Below are 17,418 nucleotides of genomic sequence, written 5' to 3' on the forward strand. Positions count from 1 at the left end.
TATTTTTTTCCGACCATTAACAGTAATCTTTTTCTAAATGTTAAATAAAATTATTGAGTTTTCCGTACGGAATAAACTCATCGTTGGCCTTTTTATATTCGGCCTGATATGTTTTGGTATCTACGAAGTGAAACGCTTGCCGATAGATGCCGTACCTGACATTACCGATAACCAGGTACAGATCATCACCCGTGCCCCCGCATTGGGCGCACCTGATGTGGAACGCTTCATCTCCTTTCCGATTGAACAATCCTGCCGTAATATTCCTGATGTAAAAAAAATCCGCAGCTTTTCCCGCTTCGGCCTTTCGGTGGTGACCATTGTGTTTGATGAAAAAGCGGAGATCTATTGGGCAAGGCAGCAAGTCTCCGAGCGGCTTAACGATATTGCCAGCCAAATCCCAACAGCATATGGCAAACCGGAAATGGCACCCGTAACCACTGGTTTGGGTGAGATTTACCAATACTCCGTCCGCGCCAAAGCCGGATACGAAAAGAAATATGATGCGATGGCCTTGCGCACTATTCAGGACTGGATCGTCCGTAAACAGTTGTTGGGCCTACCCGGCGTTGCTGATGTGAGCAGTTTTGGCGGCTACCTTAAACAATATCAGATCTCAGTTGATCCGGCACGCCTGAAAGCAAATAATATTTCCATCGGCGAAGTGTTCACGGCTCTGCAAAAGAACAACAACAATACGGGTGGTGCTTATATTGAACGCGGACCTACAGTGCTATTTATCCGTAGTGAGGGTTTAGTCAGTTCATTGGAAGATATAGGGAACATTGTGGTGAAAAACCTGCCCAACGGCACACCGCTGTTAATCCGTGATATTGGTGAAGTAGGTTTAGATCATGCGACACGTTATGGTGCAATGACCTGGAACGGCCAGCAGGAAGTGTCCGGTGCCGTCGTTATGATGCTGAAAGGTGCGAATAGCAACGAAGTGATCAAAAACATTAAGGATAAGGTAGTGCAGATCCAAAAGACTTTACCGCAGGGTGTCGTGATCGACGCTTTTCTTGACCGTACGAAGATGGTAGATAATGCCATTGGTACGGTAGAACATAATTTGTTAGAGGGTATTGCCATTGTACTAATCGTACTGATCATCTTTCTGGGCAATTTCAGGGCGGCTCTTATCGTAGCCTCAGTTATCCCGCTGGCCATGCTAATCGCGGTTATTTTGATGAACCTCTTTGGCGTATCGGGTAACCTGATGAGTTTGGGCGCACTTGATTTTGGCCTGATCGTCGATGGTACGGTCATTATCGTGGAAGCCATCATGCACGAAATTCACCTGAAAAAGCGGGCCGCGGTCAGTCATGAAGAAATGGATAACGACGTGATCAGCGTTTCGGCAAGGATGCGCAACGCGGCCATATTTGGAGAACTTATTATCCTGATCGTTTATATACCAATTTTCACCTTGCAGGGTATTGAAGGCAAGATGTTCAAGCCGATGGCACAGACAGTTGCTTTTGCTTTAATCGGGGCCTTTATCCTTTCCCTGACCTATGTACCAGTAATAAGCAGTTTATCTTTAAGCCGTAAGCAAAAGAATACGATGAACTGGTCAGATCAGATGATGAATTTTTTCCAGCGGCATTATCATTACGCGTTAGTAAGGGTTGTCAAACACCCTAAAATGACCATTGGCATTGCCGCTATTGCCTTCATCGTATCAGTATTTGTACTGACCCGATTAGGCGGTGAATTTATACCTAAACTTGAAGAAGGAGATTTTGCGGTAGAAACCAGGGTATTGACCGGCAGCGGACTACAAACTTCGGTGCAGGCAATTAAACAAGGTTCTAAAATACTGCTATCCAAATTCCCCGAAGTGGAACAGGTGGTCGGTAAAACGGGCAGTTCGGAGATACCAACTGACCCGATGCCCATTGAAGCCAGCGATATGATGGTGATCCTGAAGGATAAGAGCAAATGGACAAATGCCAAAAGTTTTGATGAACTCACCGAAAAAATGTCGAAGGAACTGGAAGCAGTACCTGGTGTTACTTTTGGTTTCCAATACCCGGTACAAATGCGTTTCAATGAATTGATGACCGGTGCTCGCCAGGATGTGGTCTGTAAGATCTTTGGTGAGAACCTCGATACACTGGCCATCTTTGCTAAGAAGTTGGGCACTATAGCCGGGGGTATTAAAGGCGCACGGGATATTTATGTGGAAGCGGTTACCGGTATGCCCCAGATCGTTATCCGTTACAAACGTGCCGCTATTGCCGAATACGGGCTGAATGTAGAAGACATTAACAGGGTGGTTAATACCGCATTTGCAGGACAAAGCAGCGGCACCGTTTACGAAGGCGAAAAACGATTCGACCTGGTCGTAAGGCTGGCGGGTGAACAACGTAAGCAGTTAAGCGATGTGCAGGATATGCTGATCCCTACACCCACAGGCAGCCAGGTGCCTTTACAACAGGTCGCCGATGTAAAGATCGAAGAAGGCCCGAACCAAATTCAGCGCGAAGACGCGCAACGGCGGATAATTGTCGGCTTTAATGTTTTGGGACGGGATGTGCAAAGTATTGTGGAAGAATTGCAACAGAAGGTAAACAACCAGATCAAGCTGCCGCCGGGCTATTATACCACCTATGGCGGTGCTTTCGAGAACCTGAACGCAGCCAAACAGCGTTTGATGATCGCCGTACCGGTGTCCTTATTGCTCATTTTCCTGATGCTATATTTCGCGTTCGGTTCGATGAGACAAGGGCTGCTCATCTTCTCCGCCGTGCCTTTATCGGCAATTGGCGGGGTGATCGCATTGGTAATAAGAGGAATGCCGTTCAGTATCAGTGCCGGCGTGGGTTTTATTGCCCTTTTTGGCGTAGCTGTATTAAACGGATTGGTGCTGATATCTGAATTTAACCGGCTTAGAAAAGATGGCTGGGATAATTTACGAAACATTGTATTTGAAGGTACAAAATTACGCTTAAGGCCGGTTTTGATGACCGCCGCGGTGGCCTCTTTAGGTTTTCTTCCAATGGCATTAAGTAATGGCGCAGGTGCCGAAGTACAACGTCCTTTAGCTACGGTAGTGATCGGCGGTTTAATAACCGCGACGTTCCTGACCTTATTCGTGCTGCCTATTTTGTATATCCTGTTTGAAAAAGGAAAATCCATGAAAATACCTGTTAAATCTGCGGTGATCGTCTTACTCACTTCTTTAGGGTTGTTCGCCGGAAGCACGAAAGCACAAACACCGATCAGCCTGAAGGCGGCGATAGATACCGCCTTTAAAAATAACCTGAACCTGAAAAGCGAACGGCTGAATGCTGATTATTTGAAAAGAATTACCGGTACGGGCGTTACGATTCCCAAAACCAATATTACTGGCGAATACGGCCAGATTAATAGCGCTTATAATGACAACCGCCTATCGGTAGTGCAGTCTGTTAATTTCCCTACGGTTTACACCCGGCAAAAAGCTTTGCTCCATGCGGAATACCAGGCCGGGGAACTGAATGTAAATGTCAGAAAAAAAGAACTGGAACGGCAAGTTACCGAAAGCTTTTATAACATTCTCTACCTGAAACAGAAATTGAGTTTGTTATTAAGTGCAGACAGTACCTATGCGCTATTTGTTAAAAACGCCAACCTACGCTTTGATAAAGGGGAAAGTAATATCCTGGAGAAAACAACGGCTGAAACGCAACGGGGACAGATCGCCCGCCAAACAGAAATGGTAAACGCCGATTTGCTAATTGCTGATGACCGTTTCCGTGTACTGCTCAATACAGCCTCGGATTACCAGCCGGAAGCCAGGGAACTGAAACTGCCCTTACCTTTGGCAACAGATACAGCATTTAGCAACCATCCGCAGGTATTGTTGTTAGGCCAGCAGCAACAGGTCAGCAAGGCACAAACTGCTTTAGAGCGTTCAAAACTCTTGCCGGATCTAAACATGGGTTACTATAACCAAAGCTTTAACGGTATACAAACCGTAAACGGGATAAACCGGACTTATGATGGTAGCAATCGCTTTTCATCCGTTCAGTTAGGTGTTTCGGTGCCTTTGTTCTTCGGTGCGCAAAAGAATAAAATCAGTGCGTCCCGTATTAAAGAACAACAGGCACAGATAGATTACCTTTCGGGATTACAGGCTTTGCAAAACCGCTATAAACAGGCGGCGGCGGAAGTCGTCAAATACCAAAAGTTGACCGCTTATTATGAAAAGACAGGTTTGCCCAATGCCACCCTGATCTTAAAAACGGCCAACCTGCAATTTACGGCCGGGCAGGTCAATTATCTTGAATATACCTTGCTCATTAACCAGGCAACAGCATTACGCAGTGAATACACTGATGCGGTCAATAATCTTAACCAGGCCATTATTCAAATTAACGCTCTTCAAAACAGAACCAATGAAACCAGCAACTAAAACATACCTTTATAAGACTACGGCGCTCATAGCAGCATTAGCGCTGTTTTCCTGCGGTGGCAAAACGGTCGACAAAACGGCAACCAAAACCATGGAGAAGCCAAAGACCGAAAACATGACCACTGTTACGCTCACCGACGCGCAGATCAAAACCGCCGGCATAGATACCGGCCACGCAGGTAATCGCCCGGTAGCGACCTCATTAAAAGTTACCGGTGCCATTGATGTGCCACCACAAAATATGGTAAGTATCAGTTTCCCAATGGGTGGCTACTTAAAATCAAGTAAGCTGTTGCCGGGTATGCACGTAAGCCGTGGCGAAACTATTGCAATGATGGAAGACCAGCAATTTATCCAACTACAGCAGGATTTTTTAACCGCCAAAGCCAAACTGAATTTTGCGCAAAAGGACTTTGAGCGCCAGCGTGATCTGAACGTCAGCAAAGCCAATAGCGATAAGATCTTTCAGCAGGCACAGGCGGATTATGAAAGCCAGAAGATCATGGTCAGTTCGTTGGCGGAGAAGCTGCGTTTAATCGGTATGAACCCGGCTAAAGTAACAGATGGCACTATTACGAGAAGCGCAGCTATCCATTCACCTATTGATGGCTTTGTGAGCAAAGTGAACGTTAACATTGGTAAATATGTTAATCCGAGCGATGTTTTGTTCGAGATCGTTGACCCAAGGGACATCCATTTAGCTTTGGATGTGTTTGAAAAAGATGTAACCTTATTGCACCAGGGGCAAACCGTGATGGCTTATACCAACAGCAACCCGGAAAAAAAATACCGCTGTAAAATTGTACTGATTGGCAAAGACTTGACCGATCAGCGTAAAACGGTGGTGCATTGCCATTTTAAGCAATATGATAAAGACCTCTTGCCGGGCACGTTCATGAATGCCGAAATTGAAATTAATGCCAATCGTCCGTTGACCCTACCGGAAGATGCCATTGTAAACTATGAAAACAAAAGTTACGCTTTTAAGGTAAAGGGAAAGAACGCTTATGAGATCGTAGAAATAAAACCGGGGATAGCTAAAGATGGCTATGTAGAATTACTGGCGAATAGTTCAGAATTGCGCAACCAGACCTTTGTAATCAAAGGAGCTTACAGTTTATTAATGAAAATGAAGAATACCGGGGAAGATGAATAACAGCAAAAGCCGTAACTGGCTCTCGGCTTTTGCCGACACTTTCGTGGCACTAAAGAATAAAGTATTCGCAGGCTTGTACTTCGCCCAGTCGGTCAGTTTATTGGGTGATGCGGTGACCTGGGTAGGATTAGCGTTGTTGTCTTACCAGTTTGGAAAAGAAAAATCGGCGATCATTTTGGCCAGCGCTTTGACATTGCGGGTAACCGCATTTATTATTTTCTCTCCGTTCGTCGGTGTTCTGGCTGATCGGGTAAGCCGAAAGACTATATTGGTCACGACCCACTTTATTCGTATGGGTATCGTAGCCAGCCTGCCATTCGTACAAGCCGAATGGCAGATCTATACCTTAGTATTTGCGTTAAACGTGTTCAATGCCTTCTTTACACCAACTTACCGCGCGGTGATTCCGCAGGTGGTAGACAAGGAACATTATCGGCAGGCTGTAGGTTTATCTACGGCAACTTTCCAAATATTAGGTGTATTAGGGCCCGGCCTAGCGGGCATCCTGGCAATTTGGTTCGGCGCAAGGGAGATTTTTTTTATCGATGCGGGTTCATTTATTATAGCTGGCGTATTGATCCTGATGCTGCCTGCAGGTAAGCTGCAAAAGAAAGTAGATAACACCCAGAAGACGTTTACTGCCTGGCAGGATGTAATTAAAGGGATAAAACTGCTATTCGGCAATCCTATTATACGCTTTGCGCTGATCATTGAGTTTGTTTCTGCACTTGCCGGTGCTCAAATACTGGTTAACTCGGTCGGTCACATCAAAAGCGGCTTGCATTTAGATGATAAGCATTACGGTTGGGTGATGGCCGCATTTGGCATTGGTGCCAGCATCGCGGCATTTGTAGCAGGAAGCCTGGACAAAACAAAGACAAGGCGCATATCCCTGATCTTAGGGGCCTTAATCTTAGCGATAACGATCTCCATTACGAATTTCGTTAGCTTTCCTATCATGATGGTTTTATGGGTCTTTGCAGGTTTGGGGCAAAGTTTGGCGGAAATGCCATCAGAAACACTGATCGGTGAAAATACCGCAGAAAATGAGCAGGGTAAAGTTTACGGTTCACATTTTGCGTTTTCCCATTTGTGGTGGGCTATTGCGTACCCTATAGCAGGCTACACCGGCAGCCATTTTGCAGGAAAGGATTTTTTATATGGCGGTCTTATTTCTATAGCATTTTTAGCGATAGCCCTGTTTTTTATGAAGCGCCATAAGAAAGATGGCTAATGAAAAAACGATGTGATTAAACTATTAAGAGCATTATTTCATGAATTCTTTCATTTAAAATTTATTTATGATTGATAAAAACGGCACGCTTTATTTCAAATAAAGTGCGCCGTTAATGATTAGATAACTATTGCCATTTTTTCTTAACTTTCCGCAGACTGGCGGCAACCAAAGTTGAATAACCAGCAGTTAAAAAGATTCAGTTCGATTAGACAATCTTTCGCTGTTGATTCCTTATTCGAGATTACATTTTCATACCAGCCATATTATCGCTACCATTTTTAAAAATAGCTTCACTATTCAACAAATAAGCACCCTGTGTAACGACCCTATCACCAGGATTTAAACCTGAAACTATGGGTAAATAAGTTTGGTTTCCCGAACCTGTTATAATCATTTTAGGTGAAAAACTGCCATCCGTATTTCTGACCCATACTTTGCTGCCCTTGCCATCAGTTAAAATAGCAGAAGCAGGTATAGCTAAAGAACGGTTACCTGTCCCGCCAATAGTGATATAGGCCAACATACCAGGCTTTATTAAGTCCTGCGGATTAGGAATACTGATCCTGATCAAATCCACTTTGGACGCATCAGATAATTCAGGGTTAATAAACTCAATCTTACCGGCAATAACCTGTCCTCCCAGGTCAGGAAATGAAACACTAACCTGGTCATTCACCTTATAATTCCCGGCTTCGCCAGCATACAATTGCGCTTCTACCCATAAGCTGTTTAACGCTTGTGTTTTGAGTATGGACATCCCTTCGGTTACATAATCTCCCTCATGAACGGCTATTTCACTAACGGTGCCGCTAATTTTACTTAAAATTGTTGTCGTCGCAGAAACTTTTCCGGGAGCCGCTAAGTTCCTGATCTGTGCGGGAGATAAGCCCCATAGCTGTAATTTATTTTCGGCAGCACTGATCAGTTGCTGATAATCCACATCCGGATTATGCAGTACTTTTTGCTGTTGTTTCGCCAATAGGTATTCCTTTTCGGCTTCCAGCAGGTCTTCGCTATAAATGGAATATATAGGCTGGCCCACCGATATTTTTTCGCTGGTAGTTCTCACAAATAATTGCTGTATCCTGCCTGCAATCCTGGCGCTCAATTCTGCTGCTGTATTTTCATTGGTGGTTACCGTCCCTGTCAGCGTTTTTTCATTTCCGACATTTTCATCCCGGACCGTATCTGTCAGGATACCGGCCAACTGGATCTGCGAAGCAGTTAACCTAATCGTGTTCATGTCGGTACTGCTATTGCCCCCGGCAAGTTCTACTTTGATCAGCTTCATCCCGCAGATCGGGCAATTGCCGGGATGATCTTCGTGTATCTGCGGGTGCATGGAACAAGTGTAATAAGCCTTACTTTGCGTTTTTGCCACCTGCTGGGGTTTTTGTTTACAGGCGGTAAACAGCGCAGCTATCAGCAAGGAAAAAGCTAACAAACGCAATGCTTTTAGCCATATATGTTGTTTGATCCTGTTATTCATTGCCTGATGTTTTAATAAAACTTTCACTGTCTGTTAAATATTGAGCATCTGATGCCAGGCTATCTGAAACAGATAAGCCTTTTACAATTTGTACTTCATTGCCATTTACAATCCCCGTATTTACCTGATGAGCCTTAAATAATGCGCCTTTTTTTAGCCACACTACCTGCGTTCGTCCCAGGTCTAGTAATGCGGATCTTGGTATCCATAAACCTTTTATTTCCCCGGTTTGTATGTTAGCTGTAACCAGGCTGTGTACCTTCAACGCATGATCCATATTGTCAATATAAACCCGAATGCTGGTGGTTTTATCACCGTTTTGCAAGGTTGGTTCAATAAAATTGACTTTGCCCCTAATCGTTTTTCCTGGCATATCCGGCAATGTTATCGTGACTGGCTGGTTTAATTTTAAGGCGGCAATTGCAGAGCGGTCGATCTTAATGATCGCCCATAACTGATGAGGGTTAACAACATTAAAAATGTTCTGCCCTTTTTCTACATACATACCTTCTTTGATGGAAAGCGGAGGATTGTTAGCGAAATCTGATGGAGATTCTGTACTTGCAGTATCTGTCATTTGACTATGCGGCATATCGTGTACGTGTCCGTCATAAGGACTGTACACCGGCAGACTATAAAACGGCCTACCGCTTTTGATGACCTGTTCCACCTGTGCTGTTGTCATTCCCAGTAACAAAAGTTTTTGCCTGGCCGCATTGATCAAAGCTGTTTCCTGGGATGAGTTCTTTATCAGGTAAATTAAGTCCTGCTGCGCGACAACCATATCCGGGCTGTAAATATCAAAGATCCGCTGACCTGTATGGATTTCCTGGAAAGCATATTTGATATAAAGCTTTTCGATACGTCCCGAAAAGCGTGCGGCAATGTTATTAAATGTCCTGTTATCAAAATCAAGATATCCCTGGGCCGCGATTTGGGTTGGGATTAACTTTTCTTCCGGGGTAATGGCAGTAATATTCGCTATTACGGATGAATTAACCGGTTGCAATACCGTATTCATGCTGATGCCTGCCTGCGCACCGGCCTGACCTGACTTTTTAACCAGCGCCATGCCGCAGATCGGGCAATTGCCCGGATGATCTTCGAGGATCTGCGGATGCATGGAGCAGGTATATTTAATATCGCTTGTAACCTGTACAGTAGCTGGGACCTTCTTTTTATCCGAGCAGGCACTGATCAGCATCGTAATTAACAGGAGGCCGGTCAATATGATCCTAATGGGTTTCATTTTCTTTTTCATAAGCTACCTGTAATTGTAAAAGTTCCTGTAAACGATCTAATGCATCCATCCTGGCCAACTGTAAACCTTTAATACCGTCCAATACTGATGGCAGATCGCCGGTATTCTGTTCATAAGCGAGCAAGGATGTTTTATAGGTATTTTGCAAGGCAGGAATGATATTTTGGTTATAGTTTTTGAGTTGTCTTTTTTTGCTGCTCATATCCGTTCTTAAACCGGCCAGCTGCCCTTCGGCCTGGTTCAGCATATCCAGTTTCTTTTGCTGTAATTCAGCTACCTCATACCGGATACCTTTCAGGTTGGCCTTGTATTCTTTGGATGCCCAGGGAACGATAGGTATGGTGACAGAAGCCATTAAAATATACTGGTTAGCCATTCCTCCGTAGCTAAACATATGCCCCGCCTGGATACCAAAATCGGGTTTGCGCTTGCTGTATTCCATTTTAGCATTCAATTGTTGTAAATCAATATTCCGGTCGATCCCTTTAATGTCGCTGCGCGCATTTGCGAGACTTGCCGTATCGGTAACGTTAGTTTCATAATCTTTCAGAACGACAGTAGTATCGACAGTAAACACCGTTTGCTTATCACGGTTCATCAGCGTGTTGAGCATAATGTTTTTTTGGCTGATCTCATTGTTTAATTGTTCTCGCGTATTATCCAGCTGATATAAGTCTGCTTTGGCTTTGTAAATATTCGGCAGCTTTTCCTTACCATAGGTGAGCCGGATATTCGCATCCTTGAGCATATATTCCAGCAGGCTTTGTGTGTTTTGCAATAAAGCCAGTTTTTTTTCCAGCACAACTCGTTCATAATAATATTGCCTGGCCTGGGCGATCAATTGATTTTTCATATAGTTCTTGTCTTCGGCGGTTACTTTAGACATTCCCTTCATGTAATTTTCTTTGGCCCGCAGTTTGGCCGGGTTAGTGAACATCTGCTCCGCCTGGATCATAAAGGACCCCGTGTTCGGATTGATCTGATAAGGGGTTTGGTATTGGCCTGCGCTGATCTTTGGTGCATCTAGGCTTTTCGCTCCTGTAGCATACGCATCCTGTGCCCTGATTTTTTCATCATACGCCTGCAAAGAAGGATTAGCAGCTATACGCGCCAGTACGCTGTCTAAAGGCAAGCGCTGAACCTGAGCTTCTGCTGTCAGGCTTGCAAAGCAGATAAGCACTATATAGGTGATGTGATATTTCGTTTTCATAATTATTCCTTTACCTCCAATACTTCCAGCTTGCCATGTTTCCTCAATTCGTATTCTTTGACCATCAGGAAGATCAATGGGGTAACCAGTAAAATATGCGTGGAAGAAGTTAATACCCCGCCAATCATCGGCAGCACGATAGGCAGCATGACATCGGAGCCGGTACCGGTTGCCCAAAGCACGGGTACCAGGCCAAACAAAGCCACACAAACCGTCATGAGTTTAGGCCGTAAACGTTTTACCGCGCCGTTCATCACGTAAATCCGAAGATCTTCTTTGGTTATGGTTACCTTACTATTTCCTTTCAATACGACCAGTTGCTGCATGGCATCATTGAGATAGATTACCATGACGATACCCGTCTCTACCGCTATGCCAAACAGGGCGATAAAGCCCACTGCTACTGCTACCGACAAATGCACGCCAAAGAAATACACCATGTAAGCGCCCCCGATAAGCGCAAACGGAATACTGATCAGGCTAAAAAAGGCCTCCCGGATGGAGTGAAAAGCAAAATACAGGCAGCCAAAAATAATAACCAGTACAATAGGAAGAATAAGCTTTAAGGTATGTTCAGCCCGGATCAGGTTTTCATATTGGCCGCTCCACTCGATAAAGTAACCTTTAGGTAAGCTTCTCACCATCGTGTTCAGCCTGTCCTGTGCCTCTTTTACCGTACTTCCCATGTCACGGTCACGAACATTAAATAATACCGTACCGCGCAATAAGGCATTTTCCGACTGGATCATTGCCGGCCCGTCGCTGATCTTAATATCTGCAACGGAAGACAGCGGTATCGGGCCATAATTCATCGTTTGAACCAAGGTGCGCTTGATTTCCTCCAGGTTACTCCGGTAGTCTTGTGCCAGTCTAAGGTTAACGCTGAAGCGCCTGCGCCCTTCAATCGTTGGTGTGATATTCATCCCGCCCAATGCGCTTTCTACAACCTCGTTCACGTCATCTACGCTTAGGCCATAACGTCCTATGGCATCTTTGTTGACTTGTATATCCAGGTATTTACCACCAGTGATCGGATCAACATAAAGATCCTTCACACCATTAATACCCTGCAAAGCCTGTTTCATCTGATTAGACAAAGAATAGATCGTATCCAGGTTCTGACCGTAAACTTTTAATCCCACATCGGTTCGGATACCGGTAGAAAGCATATTGATGCGGTTAATGATAGGTTGTGTCCAGCCATTCACTACACCCGGTATTTGCAATTTTCCGTTAAGTTCATTGATGATATCTTCCTTTTTGATGCCTTTGCGCCATTCACTGGTGGGTTTTAACAAGACGATGGTTTCCACCATATTTATCGGCGAGTTATCGGTTGCTGTATTCGCCCGGCCAGCTTTTCCTAGTACATTCTTTACCTCCGGTATACTTTTAATGATCCGGTCCTGTATTTGCAGCAGTTGCTTGGTTTCTGAGTTGGACACATCTGGTAATGTAACCGGCATAAACAGGATCGTTCCTTCATCTAACGGCGGCATAAATTCGCTACCAAGACTCAATAAGAGCGGTATGCTGATCAATAGCGCGATGATGTTGATACCTATAGTGGTTTTGCGCCAGGTAATGCACCAGTTGAGTATCGGCCTGTAAACGCGTTCCAAAAATCGGTTCAATGGATTACGGTCGTCTGAACTCAGCTTTCCTTTCAGAAAAAAGGAAATCAATACCGGGGCCAGCGTAACCGCAAGGACCGCATCTATAGCCAATATGAAAGTTTTTGTCCATGCTAAAGGGCCAAACAGTTTACCTTCCTGTCCTTCCAGCATAAATACCGGGAGAAAGGAAGCGACAATGATCAGCGTGGAAAAGAACACACCACGGCCCACCTGTTTACAGGATGCTTCTATAATTCTAATTCTTTCTGCTGTAGTCATGACTTTTCTTTTTCTTGTGCAGCGGATAAATTCCGGTGCGAGTTTTCGACCATAACGATCCCGTTATCTACGATCACCCCGATAGCTAATGCGATACCCGTTAACGACATGATATTGGAACTAATACCAAAGGCATTGAGCAGGATAAAGCTGGCCGCGATGGTAATCGGGATTTGAATAATTATACTGAGCGCACTTTTCAAACTCAATAGGAACAGGATCACAATGATTGACACCGTGATCATTTCCTCGATCAGCGTATGTTTGACAGATCCGATTGCGCTTTCGATCAATTCACTCCGGTCATAGGCAATTTTAAATTTCACGCCTGGAGGAAAGCCTTTTTGTATATCGGCCATTTTATCCTTTACGGCATGAATAACCTTATCGGCGTTTTCGCCATAACGCATCACGACAATTCCACCAACCGCCTCACCTTCGCCGTTCTGGTCGAATATGCCAAGGCGCAGATCGCCGCCCATTTGAACGGTCGCGACGTCTTTTACCCTGACCGGTACGGTTTTGATGGTTCCGATGGTAATATTTTCTACGTCCTGCAAGTTTTTTATATAGCCCAGGCCGCGGACGATATACCCGGTGCCGTTCATTTCAAACTTGCGGCCGCCCACATCATTGTTATTGCTTTTAACAGCTTTCAGCACCTGTGATAAGGGAATATTATAATAATTGAGTTTATGCGGGTCTATATTGATCTGGTATTGCTTTTCAAAGCCGCCGAAAGAAGCAACTTCGCTAACGCCCGGCACGGTTTGCAGCCCCAACTTAACATACCAGTCTTGCAAGGCCCGCTGTTCTCCGAGATCTATTCCTTTGGCATCGAGCGTGTACCACAGGATATGGCCAACACCGGTTCCATCAGGCCCCAATGTTGGGGTAATACCTTGCGGCAGCAAGCGCTGCGCATAGCTTAACCGTTCCAGTACCCGGCTGCGCGCCCAGTAAACATCCGTATTATCCTGGAAGACAATATAGACGAAGCTCATCCCGAACATGGAGGTGGCCCGGATGGCTTTAACTTTAGGAATCCCCTGCAGGTTGCTTACCAGCGGGTAAGTCACCTGGTCTTCCATGATCTGCGGGCTGCGGCCTCCCCATTCGGTGAAAACGATCACCTGGTTCTCGGATAGATCAGGAATAGCGTCGATTGGGTTTTCACGCACGGCATAAGTTCCCCATCCAAAAAGTGCGACGGCGACCAGCAATACGATATACCTGTTCTTTAAGGACAGGGTAATAAGTTGATTGATCATCTTAATGGTTTTAATCAATACTCCATCCTGATGGCTACCGGGATGGAGTATTGAAATGAATTACATCTTCATGGTTTCAGCTTTCTTTTTCGCCGGTTCTTTTTTTACCAGTTCCATGCCGCATTTAGGGCATTTGCCAGGTTTTTCACTTAATACATCCGGGTGCATACCGCAGGTGTATTGTACTTTCTCAGGTTTCGCTACAGGCTTTACCTTTTTTGTTTTAGTCGTGTCAGATACAGCTTTGACAGGCAGGCCAGCAGCAAACACCGTTGCACCGGAGAAAAGAATGGCCACAGCTATCAGGGTTACTTTTTTCATATATTTTTAATTCAAGATGGATAAATAGACGGGCATCCCTTAAGAATGATTGATTTTTGAGAGATAATAATTGATCCGGTACTGATGATGATAAGGGTCGTAAAAAAACAAATCATTATCCGTCCTAAAGTTGCCATCTATCAAGTCGAAAGCTTTACCGTCCCTGTATATATTTTTCAAATTTTCCAGGTTAAGCAAATATATCTTTTCAGAATCTTTCAAACTGAAGTAATAAGTTACAACGGGTTTAAAAAGATTTAGCTTACCTCCGGGCCGCTCACGTTCGTAAATGATAATGACGCCTCGGTCCACAACTTTATAATCAGCTAATTGATGCTGTTGAGCGACGGCAATAGCAGTATTATTGGAAAGAATTTTATTAGCATTGAAGCTATGAGCCTGAACAAGTGTTTTTGAAAACAACAATACAAGCAATGTTATTGAAAATGTGATAGTTTTCATTTTTTTAAATTTAAGTAAGTATCTCACTGCATGGGCTTGCAGCAAAATTTGATTAATAAAAAAAGAGATTGGTGGATTTAAGAGCTCTATGCTCAATTAAATCGAAAGAAATGAGGAGAAGGAAATCAGATTCTGTAGGTACAAAACAGCGTATAAAGCGCATCCCGAGTAGCTGGCGGCGCATGACTATTATAAGCCCTTGCATTTTTGATGCCTATACTTTCAGCAGGTATTTGGATAAAATACTCGGCAATTACTACGGCGAACTGTATATGCGCAATGGAACTTGCCTTTGCAAAAACATGATTGTCTTTTATCTTAAACTCTTGTTTAGTTGTTTTACAACAAGATGGATCGGACTTATTCGGACAATTCAGTTGTGTGATTTTAGCAATACTGACTGTTGAAAGTTGCCCGCAGCAATAAAATTTATTTACAGAAACCCCGTAAACAGAGATTGCATAAGCAAATACGAGCAATATGGAAATAATTTTTTTCAACACACAAATATAGATAAAGAATAAAAATATTGCCACACAATAAAGTAAAAAGTTTATACCAAGCGAACTTTTATGAAAGTTAATTATAGACGCACATCCGCTGAGCCAACTGCCAATTACACTGTATTTTTAATAAAACAATTGAGATGAACCAAGGCCATAAATGATTTTAAACTGGCCGCAACTAAACTATTTTTTGACCTGAACAACAACTATAAATAGCTTTCGTCAAACCGAGTGTAGCGGATTAACATCCATCGCACACGATTGGATCACACAATAGGAAATAAGATTACCCAAAAAATAGTCGAGATCGACTAGAAAGTCCGAGCTGAAGCGGCGAAAGGTATTATCACAAGACAGTAAGCAGAGATCAGATTAATGATAGCCAAGTTGAAAGAACTTAAAGACTCTCAACAATAGTGGTAGATAAAAAAGCCCCGTAAGCCGGGGCGTTTAAAACAGTGTTACAATTACATTTTCATTTTACCCATCGAGGTCCCTTTTTTCATTTTCATTGGCTTTTTTTTCTTATGAATAACTTTTTTCTTATGGGTTTGCAACACATCGGCTTTCACAGATGAGTTTATGTTTGGTTCCGCATAAACGCTGCTAAATGAGATTGCGGCTAGGGCAATCATACAACAAATTTTTTTCATGGTATTTTCAGTTTATTATTAAGGTAATCACTTATACAAACAATAGTCGTTCCAGTATTTAAGAATTTAACTGATAGGAATTTAAATAATCGTGTTAAGCTAATTGGCGATTTATTTGCAGGTAATTCTGGCTCACATTTAATGTTTAATAAAAGCCAAACTCTGCTGTCATTTAAATTAATATAAAAGGAATGGATGTGCCATTATTTCTATTACCGAACTCAGAAATACAAATCAATGATCCGGCAAATCTTTTTAGCAACATCAGGGGAATAAGTTCAACCTATATCAGTCAGGAAAGACAAACATTTGGAAACTTGCTTAAGAAAAGCCTGACGACAAAATGTCTATTTGATCGCTGATAAATTTTATAATGCGGTTATCAACAATTCCATCGTCGTTGTTATCGGCGTTAAATTCAAGCCGTAATAATATTTTTTACAAACAGGCTGTTTTGATTGGCAATTCCCCCTATCTTTTCTTTTTTGAAAATTGTTTTTTGGGCAACACTTTTTTCCTGTTGAGCAACAGGCCTTCCAGCCGAGCTATTGTCTTGTTTAACATAACAATAATGAGGAACGTAATAATCAAGGTAATAATTAGTGCAATAATTGGCCAGGTATTTTCTGCAGATAATTTTCTCTCACCGGTTTTTCCTTTACCTTGCATATCATTGTTAGCGGTTTGCATGGTTTGCCACTCGCTTCTTATATAGGAAATGATATCCTTAACGTCCTTATTCGTGAGGTTACTGAACACCGGCATCTGCTGCTGATTGAATTTATTATAAATCTTCAATGCCTCAGGGTTCTTTTTTTCAATAAGGGCCTGATTATTTTGTATCCAACTGATCAAATAATCTTCTTTGTGTCCCATTGTCACCATGGGGCCTAGAGCCGGCCCCACCATTTGCTCATCTATTTTATGGCAGGTGCTACAGTTGTTGGCTATGAATAATGCCTTACCTTTTACCGGGTCCTGCGCTAATGCAAATTTTATGGCCGATAGCAGAATTAAGTTAGTGATTAGTAGTCTACGGATGAATTGATCTGAATTCATAGCAATAGCTTTTAATGGTTTAAAAAGAGGCCGATGATATTGTACGTATTAGTTCGGCTATCATTTACTGAACTCAATGTTTACATCCCTATCGTGCAGATGAAAAATTATTTTTTCTATTTTCTGATCGGTCCATCGTACTGTCAATCCATAATCTGAATATCTACCTCCGCTCGGGTGAACCCCAAAACCTTTTAAGACGGTAATATATTTGTTGGTATGCACGATGCTCATAGGAATTGGCATGACAGACGTGTCTCCGGTAATATTCTCGTCAGACTTATTAATAAAAACACTATATCCCGGATTCGCAGGCATGTTAGTTTTGACCCTGATGGCTGTATTTTCTGCATGACGACCTGAGCTGTCCGTCTGGGGGCTTATTACAATTTGTTTGTCCTGATAACGAAGATAGCTTGAAGAAAGAAAATCTATGTCGACTGGCGGTTCAGCCCTCGCTTTTTTAAATAAATTGAAAATTTTTATCATTTTTATT

14 protein-coding genes are annotated in these 17,418 nt (G+C 43.3%); 3 read left to right on the forward strand and 11 right to left on the reverse strand.

Annotated features, from left to right (window positions below; all coding sequences use genetic code 11):
- Positions 1-37 precede the first annotated feature (37 nt).
- From J3L18_RS21410 to J3L18_RS21420, 3 genes are read left to right on the forward strand one after another with little or no spacing between them, the layout of a single operon-like run.
- Positions 38-4,402, forward strand: a complete 4,365-nt coding sequence (locus J3L18_RS21410) for a CusA/CzcA family heavy metal efflux RND transporter (RefSeq protein ID WP_112571251.1) — start codon at positions 38-40, stop codon at positions 4,400-4,402.
- The gene (locus tag J3L18_RS21415) at positions 4,386-5,558 is read left to right on the forward strand and encodes an efflux RND transporter periplasmic adaptor subunit (protein ID WP_112571249.1); all 1,173 of its coding nucleotides are present in this window, start codon (positions 4,386-4,388) and stop codon (positions 5,556-5,558) included. Before J3L18_RS21410 ends, J3L18_RS21415 begins: the two co-directional genes overlap by 17 nt.
- A complete protein-coding gene (locus J3L18_RS21420; protein WP_112571247.1) occupies positions 5,551-6,792 on the forward strand; it encodes an MFS transporter in 1,242 nt (413 codons plus the stop codon). The genes J3L18_RS21415 and J3L18_RS21420 overlap by 8 nt, the downstream gene beginning before the upstream one ends.
- A gap of 244 nt (positions 6,793-7,036) precedes the next feature.
- On the opposite strand, the gene J3L18_RS21425 is transcribed toward J3L18_RS21420, so the two are convergent.
- From J3L18_RS21425 to J3L18_RS21475, 11 genes are all read right to left on the reverse strand, one after another.
- Complete coding sequence (locus tag J3L18_RS21425) at positions 7,037-8,284, reverse strand: efflux RND transporter periplasmic adaptor subunit (RefSeq protein ID WP_112571245.1); 1,248 nt, start codon at positions 8,282-8,284, stop codon at positions 7,037-7,039.
- A complete protein-coding gene (locus J3L18_RS21430) occupies positions 8,277-9,545 on the reverse strand; it encodes a heavy metal-binding domain-containing protein (protein WP_112571243.1) in 1,269 nt (422 codons plus the stop codon). Before J3L18_RS21430 ends, J3L18_RS21425 begins: the two co-directional genes overlap by 8 nt.
- Positions 9,520-10,755, reverse strand: coding sequence for a TolC family protein (locus tag J3L18_RS21435; RefSeq protein ID WP_112571241.1), 1,236 nt, complete (start codon positions 10,753-10,755; stop codon positions 9,520-9,522). Before J3L18_RS21435 ends, J3L18_RS21430 begins: the two co-directional genes overlap by 26 nt.
- Before the next feature lie 2 nt (positions 10,756-10,757).
- Complete coding sequence (locus J3L18_RS21440) at positions 10,758-12,650, reverse strand: efflux RND transporter permease subunit (RefSeq protein ID WP_112571239.1); 1,893 nt, start codon at positions 12,648-12,650, stop codon at positions 10,758-10,760.
- The gene (locus tag J3L18_RS21445; protein ID WP_112571237.1) at positions 12,647-13,921 is read right to left on the reverse strand and encodes an efflux RND transporter permease subunit; all 1,275 of its coding nucleotides are present in this window, start codon (positions 13,919-13,921) and stop codon (positions 12,647-12,649) included. Before J3L18_RS21445 ends, J3L18_RS21440 begins: the two co-directional genes overlap by 4 nt.
- Positions 13,922-13,981: 60 nt before the next feature.
- Positions 13,982-14,242 (reverse strand): heavy metal-binding domain-containing protein, encoded by a 261-nt coding sequence (locus tag J3L18_RS21450; protein WP_112571235.1) that lies wholly within the window; start codon positions 14,240-14,242, stop codon positions 13,982-13,984.
- 39 nt (positions 14,243-14,281) lie between these two features.
- Positions 14,282-14,704 (reverse strand): hypothetical protein, encoded by a 423-nt coding sequence (locus tag J3L18_RS21455; RefSeq protein WP_112571233.1) that lies wholly within the window; start codon positions 14,702-14,704, stop codon positions 14,282-14,284.
- A gap of 125 nt (positions 14,705-14,829) precedes the next feature.
- Complete coding sequence (locus J3L18_RS21460; RefSeq protein WP_112651672.1) at positions 14,830-15,204, reverse strand: HYC_CC_PP family protein; 375 nt, start codon at positions 15,202-15,204, stop codon at positions 14,830-14,832.
- A gap of 473 nt (positions 15,205-15,677) precedes the next feature.
- On the reverse strand, positions 15,678-15,863 hold the full coding sequence (locus tag J3L18_RS21465; protein WP_129567791.1) for a hypothetical protein: 186 nt from the start codon (positions 15,861-15,863) through the stop codon (positions 15,678-15,680).
- Between the two features lie 471 nt (positions 15,864-16,334).
- Positions 16,335-16,922 (reverse strand): c-type cytochrome, encoded by a 588-nt coding sequence (locus tag J3L18_RS21470; RefSeq protein WP_112571229.1) that lies wholly within the window; start codon positions 16,920-16,922, stop codon positions 16,335-16,337.
- Positions 16,923-16,982: 60 nt separating this feature from the next.
- Positions 16,983-17,411, reverse strand: coding sequence for a hypothetical protein (locus J3L18_RS21475; protein ID WP_112571227.1), 429 nt, complete (start codon positions 17,409-17,411; stop codon positions 16,983-16,985).
- Positions 17,412-17,418 lie beyond the last annotated feature (7 nt).

The sequence above is a fragment of the Mucilaginibacter gossypii genome (assembly GCF_017569325.2).
Lineage (GTDB): Bacteria > Bacteroidota > Bacteroidia > Sphingobacteriales > Sphingobacteriaceae > Mucilaginibacter > Mucilaginibacter gossypii.